Source organism: Pseudoalteromonas sp. JB197, from assembly GCF_002332205.1.
Taxonomy (GTDB): domain Bacteria; phylum Pseudomonadota; class Gammaproteobacteria; order Enterobacterales; family Alteromonadaceae; genus Pseudoalteromonas; species Pseudoalteromonas nigrifaciens.
The window spans coordinates 3,144,060-3,168,073 of record NZ_NRGZ01000001.1; the positions used below are offsets into that span (position 1 = coordinate 3,144,060).

A 24,014-nucleotide genomic window follows, 5' to 3' on the forward strand; every position below is an offset into this window, starting at 1 on the left:
CCATATGTAAAATAGCTAGATAGCCGTAATTACTCAATATTAATTAGCTTTCCCTCATAATTAATTAAAAAATAACCTACCGCTCCCCCCGTAATGCTGGTACAATTGCCCGCCCTTAAGAGACAACTAGCTTGTTTTTTGAGTGGATTTCAATCGAAATGTCTTGATTTTAAACGAATTTAAGACAAGTTGTAATTACTACACCGGAGGTCATTAACATGATCCAAATGCAAACTCAGCTGGAAGTTGCTGATAACAGCGGCGCTCGCAAAGTGCAGTGTATAAAAGTCCTTGGTGGTTCTCACCGTCGCTATGCAGCGATTGGCGACATCATTAAAGTTTCTGTAAAAGAAGCTATTCCTCGCGGTAAAGTGAAGAAAGGTGATGTTAAAAACGCGGTAGTTGTGCGCACCAAAAAAGGCGTTCGTCGTCCAGACGGTTCTTTGATCCGTTTCGATAGCAATGCAGCTGTTATCTTAAATGATAACTTGCAGCCTATTGGTACTCGTATCTTCGGCCCTGTGACTCGTGAACTTCGTAATGATAAGTTCATGAAAATCGTTTCACTAGCCCCAGAAGTACTGTAAGGAGTCTATCATGGCAGCAAAAATCCGTCGTGATGACGAAGTAATCGTTCTAGCAGGTAAAGACAAAGGTAAGCGCGGAAAAGTGCTTTCAGTTGTTACTGAATCTGGAAGATTATTTGTCGAAGGCATAAACTTGATCAAAAAGCACCAAAAGCCGGTTCCACAATTGAACCAGCCTGGCGGTATTGTTGAGAAAGAAGCGTCTATCGACGTATCAAACGTTGCGATCTACAACTCGGAAACGAGTAAAGCAGATCGTGTAGGTTTCAAGATTGAAGATGGTAAGAAATTACGTATCTTTAAATCTACTGGTAAAACTATTTAATAGTTGGAGTAGAATGATGGCGAAACTGCATGAAGTATATAAAGACAAAGTAGTAGCTGAACTTCAAGAGAAGTTTGGTTTCAGCTCTGTCATGCAAGTCCCTCTGATCGAAAAGATCACATTGAATATGGGCGTGGGCGAAGCCCTAGCTGACAAGAAAATTCTAGATAACGCTGTTGCGGATCTAGCTGCAATCTCTGGTCAGAAACCTCTAATCACTAAAGCACGCAAATCTGTTGCTGGCTTCAAAGTGCGTGAAGGTTACCCGATAGGTTGTAAAGTAACCCTACGTGGCGAACGTATGTGGGACTTTTTTGAGCGTTTGGTATCAATCGCTATCCCACGTATTCGCGACTTCCGTGGCGTAAGTGCTAAGTCTTTTGATGGACGTGGCAACTACAGCATGGGCGTACGTGAACAAATCATCTTCCCAGAAATCGATTACGATAAAGTAGACCGTGTACGCGGTATGGATATTACTATCACTACTTCTGCGAAATCTGATGAGGAAGGCCGTGCGTTGTTAGAAGCGTTTAACTTCCCATTCAAGAAATAAGGGTAGGGTTATGGCAAAGAATTCTATGAAAGCGCGCGAAGCAAAGCGCACAAAACTAGTTGCTCAGTTCGCTGAAAAGCGCACAGCACTAAAAGCTATCATCAGTGATGTTAATACATCTGAAGATGATCGTTGGGACGCGGTACTTAAGCTACAAGCTTTACCACGTGATTCTAGCCCTGTACGTCAGCGTAATCGTTGTAACATTACGGGCCGCCCACATGGTTTCCTTCGCAAATTCGGCATGAGCCGTATTAAAGTTCGCGAAGCAGCTATGCGCGGTGAAATTCCTGGCCTTAAAAAAGCTAGCTGGTAAAAGAATCACGGGAGTAAGACTATGAGCTTGCAAGATCCTATCGCGGATTTGTTTACACGAATCCGTAACGGTCAGTCAGCGAAGAAAGTATCTGTAACGATGCCTAATTCAAAACTGAAAGTAGCAGTAGCTAAAGTATTAAAAAATGAAGGTTACATCGCTGATTTCGCAATCAATGGCGACGTAAAACCTGAGCTTTCTATCGAATTGAAGTACTTCGAAGGCAAAGCTGTTATTGAAAATATCCAGCGTGTTAGCCGCCCTGGTTTACGTATCTATAAGAGACGTGACGAATTACCAAAGGTAATGGGTGGTCTAGGTATCGCTATCGTATCAACTTCTAAAGGCCTAATGACAGACCGCGCAGCACGTAGTGCAGGCGTTGGTGGTGAAATCATTGGTTTTGTAGCTTAATCGGAGGGGAACTATGTCTCGCATAGCAAAGGCACCAATTAGTGTTCCTGCCGGTGTAGAAGTTACATTAAAAGGCCAGGAAATCACAGTTAAAGGCAAAAACGGTGAATTAACTCGTACTATCAACAACGCTGTTGAAGTAAAAGTTGAAGAAAACGTTATTACAACTTTACCTCGTGAAGGCGTAACAGATGCATGGGCTCAAGCAGGTACTGCTCGCGCTCTAATCAACAATATGATTGTTGGTACGCATGAAGGTTACGAGAAGAAACTTCAGTTAGTAGGCGTTGGTTACCGTGCAGCAGCTAAGGGTAAAACATTAGATTTAACTCTTGGTTTCTCGCACCCAGTTCATTTCGCAGTTCCTGAAGGAATTACGATTGAAACTCCAAGCCAAACAGAAGTTCTAGTTAAGGGCGTAGATAAGCAGTTAGTTGGTCAAACAGCTGCTAACATTCGTGCATACCGTAAACCTGAGCCATATAAAGGCAAGGGTGTTCGTTATTCAGATGAGAATGTGCGCCGTAAAGAGGCTAAGAAGAAGTAAGGTAAGACGATGGATAAAAAAACAGCTCGTCTACGTCGTGCTAAACGCACTCGTAGAAATTATATTGAACAAGGCACAACGCGTCTTGTTATCCACCGCACGCCACGTCACATATACGCTCAAGTAGTTACTGCTGAGGGTACTGTACTGGCTGCTGCTTCTACTGTTGAAAAAGCTATTTGCGAAACAGTTAAAGGCACCGGCAACGTTGCAGCTGCGCAAGCAGTTGGTAAAGCGGTTGCTGAACGTGCGGCTGACAAAGGCATCGAAAAGATTGCTTTTGATCGTAGTGGCTTTAAATATCACGGCCGTGTGAAGGCGCTAGCTGATGCTGCGCGTGAAGCCGGTTTGCAATTCTAGGAGTAGACAATGGCTAACGTAGAAGCAAAGCAACAACAGCCTGATCTAGCTGAAAAGCTAATCGCGGTGAACCGTGTGTCTAAAGTAGTTAAAGGTGGTCGTATCTTTAGCTTTACAGCACTAACAGTAGTTGGTGATGGCGCAGGTAAAGTAGGTTTTGGTTATGGTAAAGCACGTGAAGTTCCAGCTGCTATTCAAAAAGCAATGGAAAAAGCACGTCGCAATATGATCAATGTAGACCTAAATGGCAACACATTACAGCATCCTGTTAAAGGACGTCATGCTGGCTCACAAGTGTTTATGAAACCAGCCTCTGAAGGTACTGGTATCATCGCTGGTGGTGCAATGCGTGCGGTACTAGAAGTGACTGGTGTGCAGAACGTACTTTCTAAATGTTACGGTTCTACTAACCCAATCAACGTAGTGCGTGCAACAATCTCTGCTCTTGAGAATATGAATTCTCCTCAGTCGATTGCTGCTAAACGTGGTCTTCGCATAGACGAGATACTGGGGTAACCATGGCAAATCAAACTGTAAAAGTAACACAAGTAAAAAGCTCTATCGGTCGTTTACCGAAACATAAAGCTACATTACGCGGTCTTGGTTTACGTCGTATCAACCACACTGTTGAGTTAGAAGACACAGCATGTGTACGTGGTATGATAAACCAGGTTTCTTACATGGTTAAGGTAGAGGGTTAATTTCATGCATTTGAATACACTTTCACCTGCTGCAGGTTCAAAAACTGCTCCAAAACGTGTTGGTCGTGGTATCGGTTCTGGTCTTGGTAAGACTGGTGGCCGTGGTCACAAAGGTCAAAAATCACGTTCTGGCGGTAAAGTACGCGTTGGTTTCGAAGGCGGTCAAATGCCTATGCAACGTCGTCTACCTAAGTTCGGTTTCACTTCTCGCAAATCATTAGTATCTGCAGAAATAAACCTATACGAAATCGCTAAAGTAGAAGGCGATGTGGTAGACCTAAGCGCGTTACAAGCAGCTGGTCTAGTTAAAAAGAACGTTTTGTTCGTTAAAGTTGTTAAATCTGGCGAAGTTTCACGCGCTGTTACCGTTAAGGGCCTTAGAGCCACTAAAGGTGCACGCGAAGCTATCGAAGCTGCCGGAGGCAAGGTAGAAGACTAAGGAAGTACTAATGGCTAAACCAGGTCAAGATATGCAAAGTGCACAAGGTGGACTTTCGGAATTGAAGCGCCGATTACTCTTCGTATTAGGTGCTATCATTATATACCGTCTAGGTTCATTTGTGCCGATCCCTGGGATTGACGCCGCTGTACTTGCCGATTTCTTCGAGCAACAAAAGGGCACCATTGTTGAGATGTTCAACATGTTTAGCGGTGGTGCGCTTGAGCGAGCTTCAGTGTTAGCACTGGGTATTATGCCGTATATCTCGGCTTCGATTATTACGCAACTATTAACGCATATGTATCCTCCGTTTATAGAGCTTAAGAAAGAAGGTGAGCAAGGGCGTAAAAAAATTAGCCAGTACACACGCTATGGCACGCTTGTGCTTGCTACTATCCAATCAATCGGTATTGCCACAAGCTTACCGGGCATGATGGAAGGGTTAGTTGTTAACCCTGGTATGGGTTTCTATTTCACCGCAGTGGTGAGTTTAGTGACTGGTACTATGTTCCTTATGTGGTTGGGCGAACAAATAACAGAACGTGGTATTGGTAACGGTATCTCTGTTTTAATATTTGTTGGTATTGTAGCTAACCTGCCGTCTGCTATTGGTTCGACAGCTGAAATGGCGCGCCAAGGTGATTTGAATGTTTTTGTACTGTTGATGGTTGCGGTAATCGTATTCGCTGTTACTTATCTTGTAGTGTTTTTTGAACGTGGCCAACGACGTATTGTTGTTAACTACGCTAAACGCCAACAAGGTCGTCAAGTATTTGCTGCCCAAAGCACGCATTTACCACTAAAAGTAAATATGGCGGGTGTTATTCCACCAATTTTCGCTAGCAGTATAATTCTGTTCCCTGGTACAATTGCCAGCTGGTTCGGCCAGGGTGAAGGTCCGGTCGCTGATGTGTTACAAGCTATAGCTACAACGTTGACCCCAGGTCAGCCATTGTATGCAATGGTTTTAGCAGCAGCTATCATCTTCTTCTGCTTTTTCTACACAGCGTTGGTGTTTAACCCACGTGAAACAGCAGATAACCTGAAGAAATCTGGCGCATTTATCCCAGGTATTCGTCCAGGTGAGCAGACATCTAAATACATTGATAAAGTGATGACACGCCTGACATTGGCAGGTGCTTTGTATATAACCTTTATCTGTCTGGTGCCTGAATTCATGACAATGGCATGGCAAACGCCATTCTACTTCGGCGGTACATCAATTTTGATTATCGTAGTTGTTATCATGGACTTTATGGCACAAGTACAGACTCACCTGATGTCTCATCAGTATGATTCTGTGCTGAAAAAAGCGAACCTTAAAGGCTATGGTCGATAAGGTCAGTTTACGGAGTTGAGCAATGAAAGTACGTGCTTCCGTTAAGAAAATATGCCGTAACTGTAAAGTTATTAAACGTGCTGGTGTAGTACGCGTAATTTGCAGTGAGCCTAAGCATAAGCAAAGGCAAGGTTAAGTAAACAGCGTGCAGGCTGAGTTTTCTCGGCCTGTGTTTTTAGTAGTGATTTGGTCTTCGTTTGAGTATCCTTACGGGCTCTTCAAACAGATGATTACCAAATTCGAATATAGGAGATGTGTTAGTGGCCCGTATTGCTGGCATTAACGTCCCTGATCATAAACATGCAGTTATTGGTTTAACAGCTATTTATGGCATAGGTAAGACTCGCTCTAAGGCTATCTTAGCAGCGACTGGTATCGCCGAGACCACAAAAATCGGTGAACTTTCAGACGAAACTCTTGACGTATTGCGTGATGCAGTTGGCAAGTACACCGTTGAAGGTGATCTTCGTCGTGAAGTTACTTTAAATATCAAGCGCCTAATGGACCTTGGTTGTTATCGTGGCCTACGTCACCGTCGCTCTTTACCACTACGTGGTCAAAGAACTAAGACTAACGCGCGTACCCGTAAGGGTCCTCGTAAGCCTATTAAGCGATAAGGGGATAGTATTATGGCTAAGACACCAATTCGTCGTAAAAAGGTTAAAAAACAAGTTGCTGATGGTATGGCTCATGTTCATGCTTCTTTCAACAACACTATTGTAACGATTACCGATCGTCAAGGTAATGCACTATCATGGGCTACTGCCGGTGGTTCAGGTTTCCGTGGTTCACGTAAATCTACTCCATTTGCTGCTCAGGTTGCTGCAGAGCGTGCAGGTACTGCTGCTCAAGAATACGGTTTAAAAAATCTAGAAGTTTTCATCAAAGGTCCAGGTCCAGGTCGTGAATCTGCTGTACGTGCTTTGAATGCTGCTGGCTACCGTATTACCAACATTACTGACGTGACGCCAATACCACATAATGGTTGTCGTCCACCGAAGAAACGTCGCGTTTAACAATAGGTTAGGAGAAATAACATGGCAAGATATTTGGGCCCTAAGCTCAAGCTGAGTCGTCGTGAAGGCACTGACCTGTTCCTTAAGAGCGGCGTAAGAGCTATCGACTCTAAGTGTAAACTTGAGACTGCACCTGGTCAGCATGGCGCTCGTAAAGGTCGCTTATCTGATTACGGTTTACAATTACGTGAAAAGCAAAAAGTACGTCGTATCTACGGTGTATTAGAAAAGCAATTCCGTAACTACTACAAAGAAGCTGCTCGCCTTAAAGGTAATACAGGTGAAAACTTGTTACAGCTATTAGAGCAACGTTTAGACAATGTTGTATATCGCATGGGTTTTGCTAGCACACGTGCAGAAGCACGTCAGTTAGTAAGCCATAAAGCGATTTTAGTTAATGGTCGTGTTGTGAATGTTCCTTCGTACGTAATTGCTCCAGAAGATACTGTTGTAATCCGTGAGAAGTCTAAAACACAAGCACGTATCATCGCTGCTCTAGAGTTGGCTGAGCAACGTGAAAAGCCGACTTGGGTTGAAGTTGACGGTAAGAAATTGGAAGGCAGCTTTAAGCGTCTACCTGAGCGTTCAGATCTGTCTGCGGACATTAATGAACAACTAATCGTCGAACTTTACTCTAAGTAAAGTTAAGAGTTAAGAGAGGATAAAATGCAGGGTTCTGTTACAGAATTTCTAAAACCAAGGTTAGTCGATATCGACGCTATCAACCCAACACGTTCTAAAATAGTTTTAGAACCACTTGAGCGTGGCTTCGGTCACACTTTGGGTAATGCCTTACGCCGTATACTGCTTTCATCTATGCCTGGATGTGCAGTAACTGAAGTTGAAATCGACGGTGTATTGCATGAGTACAGCGCGAAAGAAGGCGTTCAAGAAGACATCATTGAAATACTATTAAACCTAAAAGGTTTAGCAGTAACGTTAGAAGGCAAAGATGAAGTTTTTCTGACCCTGGCTAAATCTGGTGTAGGCCCTGTGACTGCGTCAGATATTCAGCACGATGGCGATGTAACAATTGCTAACCCAGATCATGTTATTTGTAATTTAACAACAAATAACAGCGAGATCAGCATGCGTATTCGTGTTGAACGTGGTCGTGGTTATGTGCCGGCATCTAGTCGTTTATCCTCTGATGACGATGAGCGTCCAATTGGTAGATTGTTGCTTGATGCATCATTTAGCCCAGTTGAACGTATTGCGTACTCGGTTGAATCAGCTCGAGTTGAGCAACGTACAGATTTAGACAAGTTAATCATTGATATGGAAACAAACGGCACTTTAGATCCAGAAGAAGCGATCCGCCGTGCGTCTACTATCTTAGCTGAGCAATTAGATGCATTCGTAGATTTACGTGATGTAACTGAGCCAGAAGAGAAAGAAGAGAAGCCAGAATTCGATCCTATTCTACTTCGTCCAGTTGATGATCTTGAACTAACAGTACGCTCAGCAAATTGTTTGAAAGCCGAGCAAATTCAATATATCGGTGATTTAGTTCAGCGCACTGAAGTTGAGCTTCTTAAAACGCCTAATTTAGGTAAGAAGTCTCTAACTGAAATTAAAGACGTGCTAGCTTCACGTGGACTTTCTCTAGGCATGCGCCTAGAAAATTGGCCACCTGCAAGTTTAGCTGAATAATCTAAATCACTATATTAGTTTAGTTAGAAGGATAGGGTCATGCGCCATCGTAAGAGTGGTCGTCAATTAAACCGTAACAGTAGCCATCGTAAAGCGATGTTTAGCAATATGGCAGGTTCTTTGGTGAAACATGAAATCATCAAAACTACTTTGCCTAAAGCGAAAGAGTTACGTCGTGTAATTGAACCTTTAATCACACTGGCTAAGACTGACAGTGTAGCAAATCGCCGTTTAGCGTTTGCTCGCACGCGTGATAATGAAGTTGTTGGTAAGTTATTCAGTGAAATCGGTCCACGTAACGCGGATCGTCCAGGTGGTTACACTCGTATTCTTAAGTGTGGCTTCCGTACTGGTGATAATGCACCAATGGCTTATATTGAACTAGTTGGTCGCCCAGCGACTAGCGAAGCAGTTCAAGAAGACGCACAGTCTGCAGAGTAAGTCTTAAAGAAACCTAAAAGCCGAGCCTATGCTCGGCTTTTTCTTGCCTAAAATTTGTTAATCTATATGAATCAGTGATTACCTTCTATTATGATCGTTTACGAGTACTGACTCATAGATTCTAAATTGATAAGTTGTTTTAAGACCTGCTTTAATACCCCTACCTAGTTACTCTTTACTTATTACTCATTCAAAATAGCCTATCAGATCATGGTTAAGGATTATCTTCATTATATATTGTTCGTTTAGAGCTATTATATAATACAACTCCAAAATTTAGATTATCCAGTAGAGCGGCCCACTACGAAGTTTATATTTATCATTTGAGCCGAAAAACTCCGTCCTTTAGGTCGGGGATGTAAGGTTTTAGCGCAACGCGCTAACAATAGAGCTTGAATCTTACAAAAACACTGTGTATCTTGTAAGGCATGAAAGAGATAGCGGTTAAACAACGGTTCTACCCAACACCTGAGCAAGTAACCTTACTTGAACAGACGTTTGGCTGTACGCGTTTTGTTTACAACTCTATTCTTCGTTGGCGTACTGATGCTTACTACAATGAGCAAATCAAGATTAACTACAGCAAAGCATCAAGCTATCTAACTGAACTCAAGAAAAACCCTGAGTTCCCTTGGCTTAATGATGTTTCTAGCGTTCCTTTGCAGCAAGCAATCAGAAACCAACAAACTGCTTTTAAGAACTTCTTTGAGGGTCGAGCTAAATACCCAACTTTCAAAAAGAAGCGCTCGAAACAAAGCGCACAACTAACCAAAGCAGCATTCAGATATACTGATGGTCAGTTGTTCATGGCTAAATCTAAGCAACCTATAAATGTTCGTTGGTCGCGAGAGCTGCCTAGCGAACCAACCACCATTACAATTAGCAAAGACAGTGCGGGTCGCTACTTTGTATCTTGTCTGTGTCGCTTCGAGCCAAAACCACTATCGATTAGTAAAAATACAGTCGGTATTGATTTAGGTTTGACTGACCTTGTTATTGCCTCCAACGGTTTCAAGTCTGGAAATCCCCGTCACACCAAGCGTTACGCTAGTAAACTAGCTAAGACTCAACGTGTGCTATCGAAGAAGAAGAAAGGTTCTTCTAACTTCCACAAAGCCAGAAAGAAAGTCGCTCGCGTTCAAGCAAAGATTGCTGATTGTCGTCACGACTTCACCCACAAACTGACTTCCCAATTGATAAACGATAATCAAGTGATTAGCTGTGAAAGTCTGAGCGTAAAAAACATGGTCAAGAATCGAAAACTTGCTAAAGCAATTAGCGATGCCAACTGGGGCGAGTTCGTGCGCCAACTTACCTACAAAGCTGAGTGGTACGGTCGAACTGTAGTTAAGATTGATAAGTGGTATCCAAGCTCTAAACGCTGTAATTGCTGCGGTTACGTTGTCGATCCCTTGCCGTTACATATCCGCAAATGGTCGTGTCCTCAATGCTCTAGCGAGCTAGACCGCGACATAAATGCGGCACTGAATATTAAAGCTGTCGGGCAGACAGTGTTAGCCTGTGGAGCGTAAGTAAGACTTTAGATTCTTTTGAATTTAAAGCGATACGCTATGAAACAGGAATTCCCCTCCTTTCCCGACATGTCGGGCGCGAAGCGAGGTGGGGGAGGATGTCAAAAATCTGATTATAAGACATAACGTGTACTCATTTACCTATTTACCTATTTACCTATTTACCTATTTACCTATTTACCTATTTACCTATTTACCTATTTACCTATTTACCTATTTACCTATTTACCTATTTACCTATTTACCTATATACCTATATTAAGAATCTCATATCAAGGTTGAGTATTACGGCCTAAGTAAACTTACTTCTTAATATTATTAAATTATGATTAAACATAGCTCGATCAATTCAATTTTCGCCTTTTGATTACTTTAAATGATTTTAAGTAATACGAGTCTTCTCATATTGGTTAGTTATTTAGCATAGATGATCCAAATATGTCTTTATTCATTAGTAGTTGTCATAACTTTAATTTCAAATAGCGCTATAAATTTCTTAACGATAGTAGTTTAGTTGTGTTTTTAAGCGTTTAGCTCAAATACTCAGCGAACAGCAGTTTATTTCAAGTTTTCTTTAAAAAACAGTTGAACTGTTTTCGGATCTCCCTATAATGCGACCCCACTGAGAAGGGAAACGCCGAAGCATAGCAAGGCAGCAACTACTCAGAGAGTTAAATAAAACTTCGGTTTTAAATCTTCCAAAAAGAAAGTTTAAAACAAAGTGTTGACTCGAAAAATAAAGGATGTATTATACGCATCCCTTGAGACGCTAAAGCGACTCAAAACGTTCTTTAACAATATAAAGCAATCATCTGTGTGGGCACTCGTACAGATTGAGTTCTAACAGCCAATCTACTTACTCTTTATGGGTAATTAGCGAGGCAAACAAATTAGAGTCTCAATTGAAAGCTGAGTGACCAACAGAATAGTTATTTCGGTAATTATTCGGCACAGTCAATTCAATATCGAAAGATATTAAAATAAATTCAGAATTCATTGAGCTGTCGAAAGACATAAAACTTTTTAATTGAAGAGTTTGATCATGGCTCAGATTGAACGCTGGCGGCAGGCCTAACACATGCAAGTCGAGCGGTAACAGAAAGTAGCTTGCTACTTTGCTGACGAGCGGCGGACGGGTGAGTAATGCTTGGGAACATGCCTTGAGGTGGGGGACAACAGTTGGAAACGACTGCTAATACCGCATAATGTCTACGGACCAAAGGGGGCTTCGGCTCTCGCCTTTAGATTGGCCCAAGTGGGATTAGCTAGTTGGTGAGGTAATGGCTCACCAAGGCGACGATCCCTAGCTGGTTTGAGAGGATGATCAGCCACACTGGGACTGAGACACGGCCCAGACTCCTACGGGAGGCAGCAGTGGGGAATATTGCACAATGGGCGCAAGCCTGATGCAGCCATGCCGCGTGTGTGAAGAAGGCCTTCGGGTTGTAAAGCACTTTCAGTCAGGAGGAAAGGTTAGTAGTTAATACCTGCTAGCTGTGACGTTACTGACAGAAGAAGCACCGGCTAACTCCGTGCCAGCAGCCGCGGTAATACGGAGGGTGCGAGCGTTAATCGGAATTACTGGGCGTAAAGCGTACGCAGGCGGTTTGTTAAGCGAGATGTGAAAGCCCCGGGCTCAACCTGGGAACTGCATTTCGAACTGGCAAACTAGAGTGTGATAGAGGGTGGTAGAATTTCAGGTGTAGCGGTGAAATGCGTAGAGATCTGAAGGAATACCGATGGCGAAGGCAGCCACCTGGGTCAACACTGACGCTCATGTACGAAAGCGTGGGGAGCAAACGGGATTAGATACCCCGGTAGTCCACGCCGTAAACGATGTCTACTAGAAGCTCGGAGCCTCGGTTCTGTTTTTCAAAGCTAACGCATTAAGTAGACCGCCTGGGGAGTACGGCCGCAAGGTTAAAACTCAAATGAATTGACGGGGGCCCGCACAAGCGGTGGAGCATGTGGTTTAATTCGATGCAACGCGAAGAACCTTACCTACACTTGACATACAGAGAACTTACCAGAGATGGTTTGGTGCCTTCGGGAACTCTGATACAGGTGCTGCATGGCTGTCGTCAGCTCGTGTTGTGAGATGTTGGGTTAAGTCCCGCAACGAGCGCAACCCCTATCCTTAGTTGCTAGCAGGTAATGCTGAGAACTCTAAGGAGACTGCCGGTGATAAACCGGAGGAAGGTGGGGACGACGTCAAGTCATCATGGCCCTTACGTGTAGGGCTACACACGTGCTACAATGGCGCATACAGAGTGCTGCGAACTCGCGAGAGTAAGCGAATCACTTAAAGTGCGTCGTAGTCCGGATTGGAGTCTGCAACTCGACTCCATGAAGTCGGAATCGCTAGTAATCGCGTATCAGAATGACGCGGTGAATACGTTCCCGGGCCTTGTACACACCGCCCGTCACACCATGGGAGTGGGTTGCTCCAGAAGTAGATAGTCTAACCCTCGGGAGGACGTTTACCACGGAGTGATTCATGACTGGGGTGAAGTCGTAACAAGGTAGCCCTAGGGGAACCTGGGGCTGGATCACCTCCTTATACGATTTAGAACTTATTTGTTCGTAGTGTCCACACAGATGATTGTTAATTAGTGCTTGTCCTTCGGGATAACTAATTAATATGCTCTTTAAAAATTTGGAAAAGCTGATAATAAAATTCTGATGAATAACATTGTTATTTATCAAGAGTTTTCAAAAGTAAAAAAAGAATGGTAGCAGTACCATTCAGTGCCATTTAATTAACTCTTACGAGTTGATTGATTGGTATCTACTTTAGTATTCAATATTGACTTCTGGCGAAGTTAAACTGTCACACAACAAAGACCCGTTTGGGTTGTATGGTTAAGTGACTAAGCGTACACGGTGGATGCCTTGGCAGTTGGAGGCGATGAAGGACGTATTAACTTGCGATAAGCCTAGTCAAGCTAGTAAAAAGCACTTGAGACTAGGATTTCCGAATGGGGAAACCCACCTGCTTGCAGGTATCGTTAACTGAATACATAGGTTAACGAGGCGAACGCGGAGAACTGAAACATCTAAGTACCCGTAGGAAAAGAAATCAACCGAGATTCCGAAAGTAGCGGCGAGCGAAATCGGAACAGCCCTTAAGCTTATTATGTGTTAATGGAAGGCTGCTGGAAAGCGCCACGATACAGGGTGATAGTCCCGTACATGAAAAGACATTTTAAGTGAAATCGAGTAGGTCGGAGCACGTGAAACTTTGACTGAATATAGGTGGACCATCATCTAAGGCTAAATACTCCCAACTGACCGATAGTGAACCAGTACCGTGAGGGAAAGGCGAAAAGAACCCCTGTGAGGGGAGTGAAATAGAACCTGAAACCGTGTACGTACAAGCAGTAGGAGCCCACTTGTTGGGTGACTGCGTACCTTTTGTATAATGGGTCAGCGACTTATATTTTGTAGCGAGGTTAACCGATTAGGGTAGCCGTAGGGAAACCGAGTCTTAACTGGGCGAATAGTTGCAAGGTATAGACCCGAAACCCGGTGATCTAGCCATGAGCAGGTTGAAGGTTGAGTAACATCAACTGGAGGACCGAACCCACTAACGTTGAAAAGTTAGGGGATGACTTGTGGTTAGGAGTGAAAGGCTAATCAAACCGGGAGATAGCTGGTTCTCCCCGAAATCTATTTAGGTAGAGCCTCGGACGAATACTTACGGGGGTAGAGCACTGTTAAGGCTAGGGGGTCATCCCGACTTACCAACCCTTTGCAAACTCCGAATACCGTAAAGTAATATCCGGGAGACACACGGCGGGTGCTAACGTCCGTCGTGAAGAGGGAAACAACCCAGACCGCCAGCTAAGGTCCCAAAGTCATAGTTAAGTGGGAAACGATGTGGAAAGGCCCAGACAGCCAGGAGGTTGGCTTAGAAGCAGCCATCCTTTAAAGAAAGCGTAATAGCTCACTGGTCGAGTCGGTCTGCGCGGAAGATGTAACGGGGCTAAACTATGCACCGAAGCTGCGGATTCATCTTAGGATGAGTGGTAGGGGAGCGTTCTGTAAGCCGTTGAAGGTGACCCGGGAGGGTTGCTGGAGGTATCAGAAGTGCGAATGCTGACATGAGTAACGATAATGGGAGTGAAAAACTCCCACGCCGGAAGACCAAGGGTTCCTATCCCATGTTAATCAGGGTAGGGTAAGTCGACCCCTAAGGCGAGGCCGAAAGGCGTAGTCGATGGGAAACAGATTAATATTTCTGTACTCGATATAATTGCGATGGGGGGACGGAGCAGGCTAAGCAAGCATGGCGTTGGTAGTCCATGTGAAAGTGAGTAGGGCGTTTGTTTAGGTAAATCCGGACGAACACTAAACCTGAGACACGAGACGAGTCACCACGGTGATGAAGTTGCTGATGCCATACTTCCAGGAAAAGCCTCTAAGCTTCAGATTATATGGAATCGTACCCCAAACCGACACAGGTGGTCAGGTAGAGAATACTAAGGCGCTTGAGAGAACTCGGGTGAAGGAACTAGGCAAAATCGTACCGTAACTTCGGGAGAAGGTACGCTCCTATCTGTGATGAGACTTGCTCTCTAAGCGGACGGGAGCCGCAGTGACCAGGTGGCTGGGACTGTTTATTAAAAACACAGCACTGTGCAAAATCGCAAGATGACGTATACGGTGTGACACCTGCCCGGTGCCGGAAGGTTAATTGATGGGGTTATCCTTAGGGAGAAGCTCTTGATCGAAGCCCCGGTAAACGGCGGCCGTAACTATAACGGTCCTAAGGTAGCGAAATTCCTTGTCGGGTAAGTTCCGACCTGCACGAATGGTGTAACCATGGCCACGCTGTCTCCACCCGAGACTCAGTGAAATTGAAATCGCAGTGAAGATGCTGTGTACCCGCGGCTAGACGGAAAGACCCCGTGAACCTTTACTACAGCTTGGCACTGAACATTGAACCTACATGTGTAGGATAGGTGGGAGACTTTGAAGATGAGACGCTAGTTTTGTTGGAGTCAACCTTGAAATACCACCCTTGTAGTTTTGATGTTCTAACGTTGGCCCCTGAATCGGGGTTACGGACAGTGCCTGGTGGGTAGTTTGACTGGGGCGGTCTCCTCCTAAAGAGTAACGGAGGAGCACGAAGGTTGGCTAAGTACGGTCGGACATCGTACGGTTAGTGTAATGGTAGAAGCCAGCTTAACTGCGAGACAGACACGTCGAGCAGGTACGAAAGTAGGTCATAGTGATCCGGTGGTTCTGAATGGAAGGGCCATCGCTCAACGGATAAAAGGTACTCCGGGGATAACAGGCTGATACCGCCCAAGAGTTCATATCGACGGCGGTGTTTGGCACCTCGATGTCGGCTCATCACATCCTGGGGCTGAAGTCGGTCCCAAGGGTATGGCTGTTCGCCATTTAAAGTGGTACGCGAGCTGGGTTTAGAACGTCGTGAGACAGTTCGGTCCCTATCTGCCGTGGGCGTTTGAGAATTGAGAGGGGTTGCTCCTAGTACGAGAGGACCGGAGTGAACGAACCGCTGGTGTTCGGGTTGTCATGCCAATGGCATTGCCCGGTAGCTACGTTCGGAACTGATAAGCGCTGAAAGCATCTAAGCGCGAAGCAGGCCTCGAGATGATTTCTCACTAGAGCTATAAGCTCTCTGAAGGGCCGTTGGAGACTACAACGTTGATAGGCAAGATGTGGAAGTGCTGTGAGGCATTAAGCTAACTTGTACTAATTACCCGTGAGGCTTAACCATACAACGCCAAACGCGTTTTATGTGACAGTTCAAGCAAGAAGTTAATATTGCTAAAGTAGATATTTACGTAAAGACTTAAAAAATATTATCAGATATTTTCCAAATTTAGAGGTGACTCTTAGCGCGTAGCGTTAACATTGAGGCACCTTGCGCAAAGAAAATGGTAGCACTACGTGCTTGTCATTTATTCTTTGCACCATATTTGCTTGGTAACCATAGCGTTTTGGACCCACCTGACCCCATGCCGAACTCAGTAGTGAAACGAAACAGCGCCGATGATAGTGTAGCATTTGCTATGTGAAAGTAGGACATTGCCAGGCTCCAAATTGTAGAAAGCCCGACTAGAAATAGTCGGGCTTTTTTACGTCTGCAGAAAAGTGAAGTTCGTACAATTAATGCACACTCACATCCCCTAACACGTAGGTCGGGCGAGCAACGCGATACCCGATGATAAAATCATAAAAAAATCACCACCGGCGAATAAGGTTAAACTTAACTTGTGAGTATGATTGAATTGATAATGTTGTTATTCGTTTTTTATCACTAAATACAGCACATAGGCGTAGTTACTGTTGATAACTTTCGCTAATTTTTGATCTTATTATTTGCTATAATTGTTTTATAAATAGCCTGTATAGCCGTATTGAGAGAATCAGCACAATGGAATTTGAACAAGATAGCACTTTAACCCTTCCTTTATTTCTTTTTGATGACACTTTAAGTGACAGAGATTTAGAGCAACCTGACTTTGAAATTTCATTGCCACTAGATGACGAATTGCTGACTCAACTATGTCAAAACCCTAGTGAAGACAGTAGTATAGCAATTAGTGTTGAGAGCTATCAGTTAACAATAGTTAACCCTGAACTGGCAGATATTGCAGAGCAACAGCATGATGCACAATTAACTTTAACCCGCGGGCCATTATTAAGTGCAGTACTGATTACAGCAGATCAACAAACATTTGTTTCTCCACAAATGGATATGATGCCTACGTTTGATTTAGGCGATGAGGACGAATGATGAGAAAAGTCGTAATAAGTACGCTAATACTGATTATTTTAAGTGGCTGTGCGTATTTAGGTAATGCTCATTACAATGATTTATTTGGCCCTGAGCAAACACAAGATCGTATGGTTTTACATAGTACAATTGAGGGGGCTGATTTTTTACAAAATGTAAAGCCAGTGCTTGATACACGCTGTGTAGTTTGCCACGGTTGCTACGATGCGCCATGTCAGCTTAAGCTCTCATCTCCCGAAGGCATTGATAGAGGTTTAAGTAAAGAGCTGGTCTATGATGGTACGCGTTTATTAGCCACTACACCGAGCCGTTTGTTGTTTGATGCAGATAATACCCAGCAATGGCGTGATAAAGGTTTTTCGCCGGTGCTAAATGAGCGCGAGCAAAGCATAGAAGCAAACTTAGCAGGCAGTGTGTTATTTAATAGCTTAGTGCTAAAGCAAAGCTCTGATATTGCTAACAATGAAGTACTTGATGATGATGATTTTGATTTTTCGTTAAGTCGCTCTCAAACCTGTGCCACTATGGGAGAGTTTGATAGGTTGGCGGATGATCAACCACATGGTGGTATGCCTTATGGTTTGCCAGGCGTATCGCGTGAGGAATTTAAGCACTTACAAAATTGGCTGAAAAACGGTGGTAAAATGGCCAATATTGCACCGCCAACAGCGTTTGAGCTACAACAAATTAAGCGTTGGGAAGCATTTTTAAATCAAGATAGTTTAAAGTATCAGCTTTCTGCGCGTTATATTTACGAGCATTGGTTTTTAGCAAATATCTATTTCACTCCAGAAAACACGCAAACCTTTTTTAAATTAGTGCGCTCAAGTACACCACCCGGTGAAGATATTAAACTCATTAGCACACGTCGTCCTTATGATGATCCTAATGTTGAACGTGTTTACTATCGAATGATGCATGAACGCTCAACTATTTTGTCAAAAACACATTTGCCACTTAAATTAAATGATGCAAAGCTAACGCGTTTATATCAGCAGTTTATAGAGCCTGAATATACGGTAGCGAGCATGCCAAGCTATGAGCCAAAGGCTGCCTCTAATCCTTTTAAAACCTATGAAGTGATTCCAATCGACTCAAAATATCAGTTTATGCTTGATGAAGCTGAGTTAATAATTATGGGCTTTATTAAAGGGCCGGTTTGTCGTGGGCAAATTGCACTTAACGTCATAAATGATCATTTTTGGGTTGCATTTGCTGATCCTAAAAAAGTGGCTACTCCTGCTGTAGGTGAAATGCTGATTCAGCACGAAGATGCGCTTGAGCTACCTGCCGCTGAAGAAAGTAACGCATTAGCGATTAAAAGCTGGATTAAATATTCGGTGCGCGAAAAACGTTACTTAAAAGCTAAAGTTGAGCTGGCTAATGAGCTGTTTAAAAATGGCGATCACTTAACCACTAATTTATTGTGGAAAGGTGATGGTGTTAATAAAAATGCTGCGTTAACTGTATTTCGTCACTCAGACAGTGCCACGGTTGTGAAAGGCTTAATTGGACAAGAGCCTAAAACTATGTGGGTGCTTGATTATGCTTTATTTGAGCGCATTCACTATTTATTGGTTGCTGGATTTGATGTATATGGCAATGTAGGGCACCAACTCGTTACACGTTTATATATGGATTTTTTACGTTTAGAGGGAGAGGGTAACTTTCTTGGCCTATTACCTGAAGATAAACGAGAGCAAATTAAAAGTAGTTGGTATCGTAAGTCACCGCCTAGCTTATCTAAGTTCTTTAAAAGTAACCAAGAGTTTAGCCAACCTAGCGGAATAGTTTATAAAACCGATGATCCGCAACATGAGCTTTATGGCTTAATTAAAACGGCATTATCGCCCGTACTTAGTGAGCATTACGATTACACTAGCGTTTCTGGGCCGTTAGCAAGTATTAATACTATGCCTGTTAAGGCAATTAACTTATTGCCACCTGTATCTTATGTATTGGTTAAGCAAACAGACAATAGCCATAAAGCGTATACCATTATTCATCATAACGCACATTACAATATCTCTAGCTTACTTAACGAAGAAGGTCAGCGAGCTTTTGAAGAAGATACTGTCACTCTAGTTCCTGGTTTTATTGGGGATTATCCAAGTGCTATTTGGTATTTAAATAATCAACAGCAAGTTGCAGCATTTGCAGAGCAGTTACCACTGATGCAAATTGAAGCTGATTATCGTGCGTTAAAATCTAAGTTTGGCATTCGCCGTACTCATCCACAATTTTGGCAGTATAGCGACATTTTACATCGGGCTGCTAAGCAGTATCGTGGTGTTGAATACGGTATGTTTGACTATAATCGCTTAGAAAACCGCTAGTTTTAATGAACTAAACGCAAGCCCAGCACTAAGTTGCTGGGCTTTTTTATTGCTTGCTGTTTATTACTTGAAATAATTTACAGTGCAGGAAATAGCGGTTGCTTCGAAGTTTAACTTTGCGGTAATTTAAATTAAGTAGAATAAATAATAAGAGTAAACAGTGCAGTCAATTCAGCTTCAAGCATTTAGTGGCTATTTACAAGGCCAAGGGCAAAGTCGTTACCATATCAATGACCTAAGTTGGCAGGTTAACCAAGGCGAGCATTGGTTGTTGCTTGGCGCTAATGGTGCCGGCAAGTCAGCTATTACTGCTGCGTTAGCTGGCGAAGCTAAGCACAGTAGTGGTAAGCGCAGTTGCAGTATAGATGCTGTGCAATTGGTTTCATCTGATGCGCAAAAACAGCTTATTAATAAAGAACTAAAAAATGACAAACAAAGCTCAGTGAAAGAGCTGTTATTGGGTACAGCCAATTATGATGTCGATTTGGCGCAGCGTTTAATTAACATATTAGACTTTGATAAATTACTAGCTCGTCATTTTAGGGAGCTTTCAACCGGTGAAACTCGAAAGTTATTATTAATTAAAGCGCTGAGTTCGCGGCCTAATTTAGTGGTGCTTGATGAGCCCTTTGACGGGCTTGATGTAGAGTCGAGTACTGCGCTTAATGTCATTTTGGCGCAATTAAGTGAATATATTAGTTTTGTGTTTGTAGTGAATCGTGTAGACGAAATCCCTGCTTTTATTACTCATTATGGTTATGTAAATCAAGGGTGTTTACAGTCTATTTTAGCGCATCCAAATGCAGAGCAAGTAGCCGATTTACTCAAGTTACTGCACTTAGAGCACAGCCAACTGAATATTCCAGAGCGAGATAGCGCGCAAGTTCAAGGAGTGTTTACGGGCAATACCTTGGTAAAGCTAAGCCAAGCAAGTGTAAGTTATAGTGGTTTGAGTATTTTTACAGGGCTTGATTGGACTATTAATAAACATCAGCATTGGCAGTTAAGTGGTAAAAATGGCTCAGGTAAAACCTGCTTATTAAATTTAATTACTGGCGATAATCCGCAGTGTTATAACAACAATATTGAAGTGTTTGGCTTTAAGCGTGGCACAGGGGAGAGTATTTGGGATATAAAGCAACATATTGGCTTTATATCGAATGCGCTACACATGGATTATAGGGTGAGTATTTCGGCATTAAATACTATTGTTTCTGGCTTTTACGACAGTATAGGTTTGTATCAAACCCCAAGTGATGCACAAATTAATATTGCCAAACAATGGCTCGCGTTAATAGGTTTGGAGGAGCAATATAATACCTCGTTTACTCAGTTATCGTATGGCGATCAGCGATTGTTACTTATTGCCCGCGCTATGGTTAAGCACCCAACTTTGCTTATTTTAGACGAGCCCTGTTTAGGGTTAGATGAGGCAAACCGACAGCGAGTGCTATTATTGATTGAAAAAATATGCGCCGCAGGCAGCAGCACGGTAATTTATGTAAATCATCATGCGGCAGATAAAATTAACGGTATAGAGAATTACTTAAAAATGGAAGATTTTAATTAAAACTGAGAGAAAGGTTGAATGAAAAATCACTCAACCTATTTTTTATTTTAAAGACGAGTAACGTTAAAACCTTTATCTTTTAATTGTTTAAGTAAGCCGTGTTGTTCAGGTAAGTGCAGTGCGCCGACGGCAATAAATAGTTGCTCGTTTACTAAACGTGGTGTTAGTTGTTTAATCCAGTTGTTGTTGCGGTTAATGAGCATTACTTGCTCACTAATTTCACCGTAATTACTATCATCAAAACTAGTATTGTAATAATTGGTTAGAGTTTGCATATCGCCATTTTTCCAGGCATCAACTAGCTTAATAAAGTAGGTATTAATGTCGGCAAGCTGCTCAAAGGTTTCTGCAATCATTTCATTACTTAATAATTCCATACCATCAAACATTTGTAGTTGTTGTTCAAGAGTCTCCAGCTCCCCTACTTTAATATCTTTATTTTTGGCGTAAGCGAGTACTTGCTTATCAATACCTGTTTTATCTGAATAACCGGCATTTTGAAACTCAATTTGCATCATAGTTACCATTACCGCCCATGGCTTTAAGCCATTAAACATAGCCACATCAATCGACTTTTTGGCAAAATAATCTTTAAGTTTATTGTAATTTTCTGCAGAGAGCTCAGTTTGCAATGTTTTACCGTTTTTTAGTAGCATGAGTGGCATAGAGCGCTGCTGCATTTGCAGTGGCGTTAGTTTGTTTATATCTACCTCTACAATAACTTGAGAGCTTGCATCAATTGCATCAGTTACATTTTTAGGCAAGCCTTGCATGCTGGCGTCGCCTACGTGCACAGTGCCAAATAAATAGGAATTAACTCCGTTTTTTTCTATTTTGTATAACGCAGGAGCAGCATAGCTGTTAAGGCTAAATGTTATAAGTAACGCCACAATAAAAAAGTGGCTAATACGAGTAAGAGCATTCATGGTTTGTCCTTAAAATCTCAAAAATTAGTAGTGTAAATACTAACCTAAATTTACCCGGAGGGCAGCGTTAATATAAACGTTAGCGTATTGTTTTCGGTATTACTAGCCGTAATAGTAAAGCCATTTAAGTTACATAAGCTCTGCACAATAGATAACCCTAAACCGTGACGGTGGTTATTAGTTCTAGATGAATCTAGCTGATAAAGCGGGTCGAAAATAGCTTGTAATTGTTGTTCGCTCAATACTGTAGCCACTTTATTACTTAATGAAATGATAGTGGATTTTGGGTTACTTACGGCACTTAATTCGATGTTGTGCTGCGTTAAACCATAAAATAACGCGTTATCTATTAAATTACATAAAATAGTATTAAGGCTAAACTCGTCAGCAATAATGGTTACATTATTTGCAATAGTATTATTTATACGGGTGGCAATATTAGGGTGTTTAAAGGTTAGCTCATTAATTGTTTGTTTGAGCAAATTATTTAAAACGATAGTTTGCGCGTTTAATTCTATGCTGCTAGTTGAGCGCTGCAATAAGAGCAGGTTGTTTACAATGGTTTTCATACGCTCAGAAATACTGAGTACGTCACTGGTATAGGTATCGCTAATACGCTTGTCATCTGGGTATTTAAGTGCGACCTCGGATAAGCTTATTAGCTCTGCAATGGGAGTTTTAAGCTCGTGCGCTATATCGCTGGTAAGGCGTTTTTCATTACTATAAAGCTGCTGATTAGTAGTAATGAATTTATTGAGTTCATTGCGTATAGGCTCTATTTCTTCTACTTTAAAGTCGCTTTCTATAGTTTGTGCCACGGTTGTAATATCGAGAAGTTTTATTTGCTCGTTCAGGTTGTGTAGCGGAAATAGCCCTTTATTTACAATGCGTGTAACCAAGTAGCGCACGCCAAATACACCAATCACACAGGTGAGAATAAACACCACATCAATAATGATCAGTACTTTATTAAGTTCGGCCGTTGGGGCTGCTATTGCCAGGGTCATACTGTTAATAGTAGCTGATGCGTTGGTGTTTCTAATATCTTTTTTAGCAACAAAGTGGCTTATAAGTACTCGGCCGCTTTGTCCGTTAGGTAAGTCGTAATCAATTATTTTAGATTCGTTTATAGGTAGTTCTAAAAAAGGCAGTTGAGTGTTTTTATACAGTTGTAACGATTGAGAGCGCTCAAACACCTCGCTGCCATGCCATAATTGGTAAAACTCACTGGCGTCGGCTTGTTCGTATTCCGACATGAATTTACCCGAAAATTCAAACTCAACTTTACCGTTGTCATCCTCTACTAAGGTTTTTAAGTAGTTAGCTTTATTAGTGAGGGATTGATTAAACTGCTCCTCTACCCAAGAATCTACACTTAAATCAACAGTTAAAAATATAGTGAATAATATAACGGAGATCACCGCGCTAATATTATTAACGAGTTTACGTTTTATTGAGTGACTTTTACTTTGTTGTTGCGACATAACCAAACCCACGTTTATTTTTTATAGGGAGTTCGCCATCAAACTGTCTTACTTTTTTACGTATGGTTGATATATGTGCTTCAAGCGCATTTTTAGAGAGCATATCGAACTGACCGACCACCGCTTCACTTATAAGCTCCAGCCCTAATACTCGCTCGGGGGCATTAAATAAGCACTCTATTATTTTGTATTCATTACGAGTGAGTTCAATGGCATGTTGCTGGTAATGAAGTGTTTTTAGCGAAAGATCTAATACACAGTCACCTACGGTAAGCGTATTTTGTTGGTTTTGCAGTGAACCACGGCGAAGTAGCGCAAGCACGCGAGCGTGAAGTTCTTCAAACGAAAACGGCTTAGTTAAATAATCGTCAGCCCCTTTCATAAGGCCATTTATTTTATCTTGCGGCTCACTACGAGCAGATAAAATAAGTACACGGCTTTGGTTATTACTGCTGCGCAATGCTTGCAAAATACTCATGCCATCTACACTGGGTAGCATTAAATCAAGTAATATTAGGTCGTAGTTTCCACTAAGTGCCATGCTTAATCCTTCTGAGCCGTCACCGGTTTCATCTACGGTAAAACCAAGGTTGCCAAGGCCTACTTGCAGGCTGCGCCTTAGTGCTTCTGAGTCTTCAATAACGAGGATGTTCATCTTTGCTCGATTTGTAAAAATAGCCTTGTTACTTTAACAAGGCTT

At 42.5% G+C, this 24,014-nt stretch carries 24 protein-coding genes and 3 rRNA genes; 24 read left to right on the forward strand and 3 right to left on the reverse strand.

The features are described 5' to 3' along the window. Positions 1-218 precede the first annotated feature (218 nt). The 24 genes from rplN to CIK86_RS14810 all read left to right on the forward strand — a co-directional run bounded on the left by rplN (position 219) and on the right by CIK86_RS14810 (position 20,904). Positions 219-587, forward strand: a complete 369-nt coding sequence (gene rplN, locus CIK86_RS14695) for a 50S ribosomal protein L14 (RefSeq protein WP_011329449.1) — start codon at positions 219-221, stop codon at positions 585-587. Positions 588-597: 10 nt separating this feature from the next. Then, the gene (rplX, locus tag CIK86_RS14700; RefSeq protein ID WP_011329448.1) at positions 598-912 is read left to right on the forward strand and encodes a 50S ribosomal protein L24; all 315 of its coding nucleotides are present in this window, start codon (positions 598-600) and stop codon (positions 910-912) included. Positions 913-928: 16 nt separating this feature from the next. Beyond that, entirely contained in the window at positions 929-1,468 is a 540-nt protein-coding gene (rplE, locus tag CIK86_RS14705; RefSeq protein WP_011329447.1) for a 50S ribosomal protein L5, read from the forward strand. Between the two features lie 10 nt (positions 1,469-1,478). Beyond that, positions 1,479-1,784 carry a 30S ribosomal protein S14 gene (rpsN, locus tag CIK86_RS14710; protein ID WP_011329446.1) on the forward strand — a complete coding sequence of 102 codons (306 nt, stop codon included), beginning with the start codon at positions 1,479-1,481 and terminating at the stop codon, positions 1,782-1,784. 21 nt (positions 1,785-1,805) lie between these two features. After that, positions 1,806-2,198 (forward strand): 30S ribosomal protein S8, encoded by a 393-nt coding sequence (gene rpsH / locus CIK86_RS14715; RefSeq protein WP_011329445.1) that lies wholly within the window; start codon positions 1,806-1,808, stop codon positions 2,196-2,198. A gap of 13 nt (positions 2,199-2,211) precedes the next feature. Continuing rightward, the gene (gene rplF / locus CIK86_RS14720; protein ID WP_011329444.1) at positions 2,212-2,745 is read left to right on the forward strand and encodes a 50S ribosomal protein L6; all 534 of its coding nucleotides are present in this window, start codon (positions 2,212-2,214) and stop codon (positions 2,743-2,745) included. Between the two features lie 9 nt (positions 2,746-2,754). Beyond that, a complete protein-coding gene (gene rplR / locus CIK86_RS14725; RefSeq protein ID WP_011329443.1) occupies positions 2,755-3,105 on the forward strand; it encodes a 50S ribosomal protein L18 in 351 nt (116 codons plus the stop codon). A gap of 9 nt (positions 3,106-3,114) precedes the next feature. Next, the gene (rpsE, locus tag CIK86_RS14730) at positions 3,115-3,621 is read left to right on the forward strand and encodes a 30S ribosomal protein S5 (protein WP_011329442.1); all 507 of its coding nucleotides are present in this window, start codon (positions 3,115-3,117) and stop codon (positions 3,619-3,621) included. Between the two features lie 2 nt (positions 3,622-3,623). Continuing rightward, positions 3,624-3,806, forward strand: a complete 183-nt coding sequence (rpmD, locus tag CIK86_RS14735; protein WP_011329441.1) for a 50S ribosomal protein L30 — start codon at positions 3,624-3,626, stop codon at positions 3,804-3,806. Between the two features lie 4 nt (positions 3,807-3,810). After that, positions 3,811-4,245 (forward strand): 50S ribosomal protein L15, encoded by a 435-nt coding sequence (gene rplO, locus CIK86_RS14740; protein WP_011329440.1) that lies wholly within the window; start codon positions 3,811-3,813, stop codon positions 4,243-4,245. Positions 4,246-4,255: 10 nt separating this feature from the next. Beyond that, positions 4,256-5,584, forward strand: coding sequence for a preprotein translocase subunit SecY (gene secY / locus CIK86_RS14745; protein WP_011329439.1), 1,329 nt, complete (start codon positions 4,256-4,258; stop codon positions 5,582-5,584). Positions 5,585-5,606: 22 nt separating this feature from the next. Continuing rightward, on the forward strand, positions 5,607-5,720 hold the full coding sequence (gene rpmJ, locus CIK86_RS14750) for a 50S ribosomal protein L36 (RefSeq protein WP_002959476.1): 114 nt from the start codon (positions 5,607-5,609) through the stop codon (positions 5,718-5,720). Positions 5,721-5,844: 124 nt separating this feature from the next. Continuing rightward, positions 5,845-6,201 (forward strand): 30S ribosomal protein S13, encoded by a 357-nt coding sequence (gene rpsM, locus CIK86_RS14755; RefSeq protein ID WP_006794252.1) that lies wholly within the window; start codon positions 5,845-5,847, stop codon positions 6,199-6,201. A gap of 12 nt (positions 6,202-6,213) precedes the next feature. Beyond that, a complete protein-coding gene (rpsK, locus tag CIK86_RS14760) occupies positions 6,214-6,600 on the forward strand; it encodes a 30S ribosomal protein S11 (RefSeq protein ID WP_002959471.1) in 387 nt (128 codons plus the stop codon). Positions 6,601-6,621: 21 nt separating this feature from the next. Then, positions 6,622-7,242: a 30S ribosomal protein S4 gene (gene rpsD / locus CIK86_RS14765; RefSeq protein WP_011329438.1), complete on the forward strand. Its 621-nt coding sequence runs from the start codon at positions 6,622-6,624 to the stop codon at positions 7,240-7,242. A gap of 24 nt (positions 7,243-7,266) precedes the next feature. Further along, positions 7,267-8,253, forward strand: coding sequence for a DNA-directed RNA polymerase subunit alpha (gene rpoA, locus CIK86_RS14770; RefSeq protein ID WP_011329437.1), 987 nt, complete (start codon positions 7,267-7,269; stop codon positions 8,251-8,253). A 39-nt stretch (positions 8,254-8,292) separates the two neighbouring features. Then, a complete protein-coding gene (rplQ, locus tag CIK86_RS14775; RefSeq protein ID WP_002959450.1) occupies positions 8,293-8,694 on the forward strand; it encodes a 50S ribosomal protein L17 in 402 nt (133 codons plus the stop codon). A 428-nt stretch (positions 8,695-9,122) separates the two neighbouring features. Continuing rightward, the gene (locus tag CIK86_RS14780; protein WP_096317104.1) at positions 9,123-10,226 is read left to right on the forward strand and encodes an RNA-guided endonuclease TnpB family protein; all 1,104 of its coding nucleotides are present in this window, start codon (positions 9,123-9,125) and stop codon (positions 10,224-10,226) included. 1,024 nt (positions 10,227-11,250) lie between these two features. Continuing rightward, a 16S ribosomal RNA gene (locus CIK86_RS14785) occupies positions 11,251-12,786 on the forward strand. A gap of 300 nt (positions 12,787-13,086) precedes the next feature. Further along, positions 13,087-15,975 (forward strand): 23S ribosomal RNA (locus CIK86_RS14790). A gap of 205 nt (positions 15,976-16,180) precedes the next feature. After that, positions 16,181-16,295, forward strand: a 5S ribosomal RNA gene (gene rrf, locus CIK86_RS14795). The 16S, 23S and 5S rRNA genes sit together here, the layout of an rRNA operon. Positions 16,296-16,635: 340 nt before the next feature. After that, positions 16,636-16,998: a hypothetical protein gene (locus tag CIK86_RS14800; protein WP_011329423.1), complete on the forward strand. Its 363-nt coding sequence runs from the start codon at positions 16,636-16,638 to the stop codon at positions 16,996-16,998. Beyond that, complete coding sequence (locus CIK86_RS14805) at positions 16,998-19,334, forward strand: fatty acid cis/trans isomerase (RefSeq protein ID WP_086994766.1); 2,337 nt, start codon at positions 16,998-17,000, stop codon at positions 19,332-19,334. Before CIK86_RS14800 ends, CIK86_RS14805 begins: the two co-directional genes overlap by 1 nt. Positions 19,335-19,494: 160 nt before the next feature. After that, positions 19,495-20,904 (forward strand): ATP-binding cassette domain-containing protein, encoded by a 1,410-nt coding sequence (locus tag CIK86_RS14810; protein ID WP_086994763.1) that lies wholly within the window; start codon positions 19,495-19,497, stop codon positions 20,902-20,904. Between the two features lie 47 nt (positions 20,905-20,951). Here the strand turns inward: CIK86_RS14810 and CIK86_RS14815 are convergent, their stop codons facing one another. From CIK86_RS14815 to CIK86_RS14825, 3 genes are read right to left on the reverse strand one after another with little or no spacing between them, the layout of a single operon-like run. Further along, positions 20,952-21,830, reverse strand: a complete 879-nt coding sequence (locus tag CIK86_RS14815) for a TraB/GumN family protein (RefSeq protein ID WP_086994760.1) — start codon at positions 21,828-21,830, stop codon at positions 20,952-20,954. Between the two features lie 50 nt (positions 21,831-21,880). After that, positions 21,881-23,314: a HAMP domain-containing sensor histidine kinase gene (locus CIK86_RS14820; RefSeq protein ID WP_011329419.1), complete on the reverse strand. Its 1,434-nt coding sequence runs from the start codon at positions 23,312-23,314 to the stop codon at positions 21,881-21,883. After that, a complete protein-coding gene (locus CIK86_RS14825) occupies positions 23,295-23,969 on the reverse strand; it encodes a response regulator transcription factor (protein WP_011329418.1) in 675 nt (224 codons plus the stop codon). Before CIK86_RS14825 ends, CIK86_RS14820 begins: the two co-directional genes overlap by 20 nt. Positions 23,970-24,014 lie beyond the last annotated feature (45 nt).

Bases quoted from the DNA above. Each gene is read 5' to 3' on its own strand.
- rplN (WP_011329449.1), top strand. From the start codon at position 219: ATGATCCAAATGCAAACTCAGCTGGAAGTTGCTGATAACAGCGGCGCT.
- rplX (WP_011329448.1), top strand. From the start codon at position 598: ATGGCAGCAAAAATCCGTCGTGATGACGAAGTAATCGTTCTAGCAGGT.
- rplE (WP_011329447.1), top strand. From the start codon at position 929: ATGGCGAAACTGCATGAAGTATATAAAGACAAAGTAGTAGCTGAACTT.
- rpsN (WP_011329446.1), top strand. From the start codon at position 1,479: ATGGCAAAGAATTCTATGAAAGCGCGCGAAGCAAAGCGCACAAAACTA.
- rpsH (WP_011329445.1), top strand. From the start codon at position 1,806: ATGAGCTTGCAAGATCCTATCGCGGATTTGTTTACACGAATCCGTAAC.
- rplF (WP_011329444.1), top strand. From the start codon at position 2,212: ATGTCTCGCATAGCAAAGGCACCAATTAGTGTTCCTGCCGGTGTAGAA.
- rplR (WP_011329443.1), top strand. From the start codon at position 2,755: ATGGATAAAAAAACAGCTCGTCTACGTCGTGCTAAACGCACTCGTAGA.
- rpsE (WP_011329442.1), top strand. From the start codon at position 3,115: ATGGCTAACGTAGAAGCAAAGCAACAACAGCCTGATCTAGCTGAAAAG.
- rpmD (WP_011329441.1), top strand. From the start codon at position 3,624: ATGGCAAATCAAACTGTAAAAGTAACACAAGTAAAAAGCTCTATCGGT.
- rplO (WP_011329440.1), top strand. From the start codon at position 3,811: ATGCATTTGAATACACTTTCACCTGCTGCAGGTTCAAAAACTGCTCCA.
- secY (WP_011329439.1), top strand. From the start codon at position 4,256: ATGGCTAAACCAGGTCAAGATATGCAAAGTGCACAAGGTGGACTTTCG.
- rpmJ (WP_002959476.1), top strand. From the start codon at position 5,607: ATGAAAGTACGTGCTTCCGTTAAGAAAATATGCCGTAACTGTAAAGTT.
- rpsK (WP_002959471.1), top strand. From the start codon at position 6,214: ATGGCTAAGACACCAATTCGTCGTAAAAAGGTTAAAAAACAAGTTGCT.
- rpsD (WP_011329438.1), top strand. From the start codon at position 6,622: ATGGCAAGATATTTGGGCCCTAAGCTCAAGCTGAGTCGTCGTGAAGGC.
- rpoA (WP_011329437.1), top strand. From the start codon at position 7,267: ATGCAGGGTTCTGTTACAGAATTTCTAAAACCAAGGTTAGTCGATATC.
- rplQ (WP_002959450.1), top strand. From the start codon at position 8,293: ATGCGCCATCGTAAGAGTGGTCGTCAATTAAACCGTAACAGTAGCCAT.
- CIK86_RS14780 (WP_096317104.1), top strand. From the start codon at position 9,123: ATGAAAGAGATAGCGGTTAAACAACGGTTCTACCCAACACCTGAGCAA.
- CIK86_RS14800 (WP_011329423.1), top strand. From the start codon at position 16,636: ATGGAATTTGAACAAGATAGCACTTTAACCCTTCCTTTATTTCTTTTT.
- CIK86_RS14805 (WP_086994766.1), top strand. From the start codon at position 16,998: ATGAGAAAAGTCGTAATAAGTACGCTAATACTGATTATTTTAAGTGGC.
- CIK86_RS14815 (WP_086994760.1), bottom strand. From the start codon at position 21,830: ATGAATGCTCTTACTCGTATTAGCCACTTTTTTATTGTGGCGTTACTT.
- CIK86_RS14820 (WP_011329419.1), bottom strand. From the start codon at position 23,314: ATGTCGCAACAACAAAGTAAAAGTCACTCAATAAAACGTAAACTCGTT.
- CIK86_RS14825 (WP_011329418.1), bottom strand. From the start codon at position 23,969: ATGAACATCCTCGTTATTGAAGACTCAGAAGCACTAAGGCGCAGCCTG.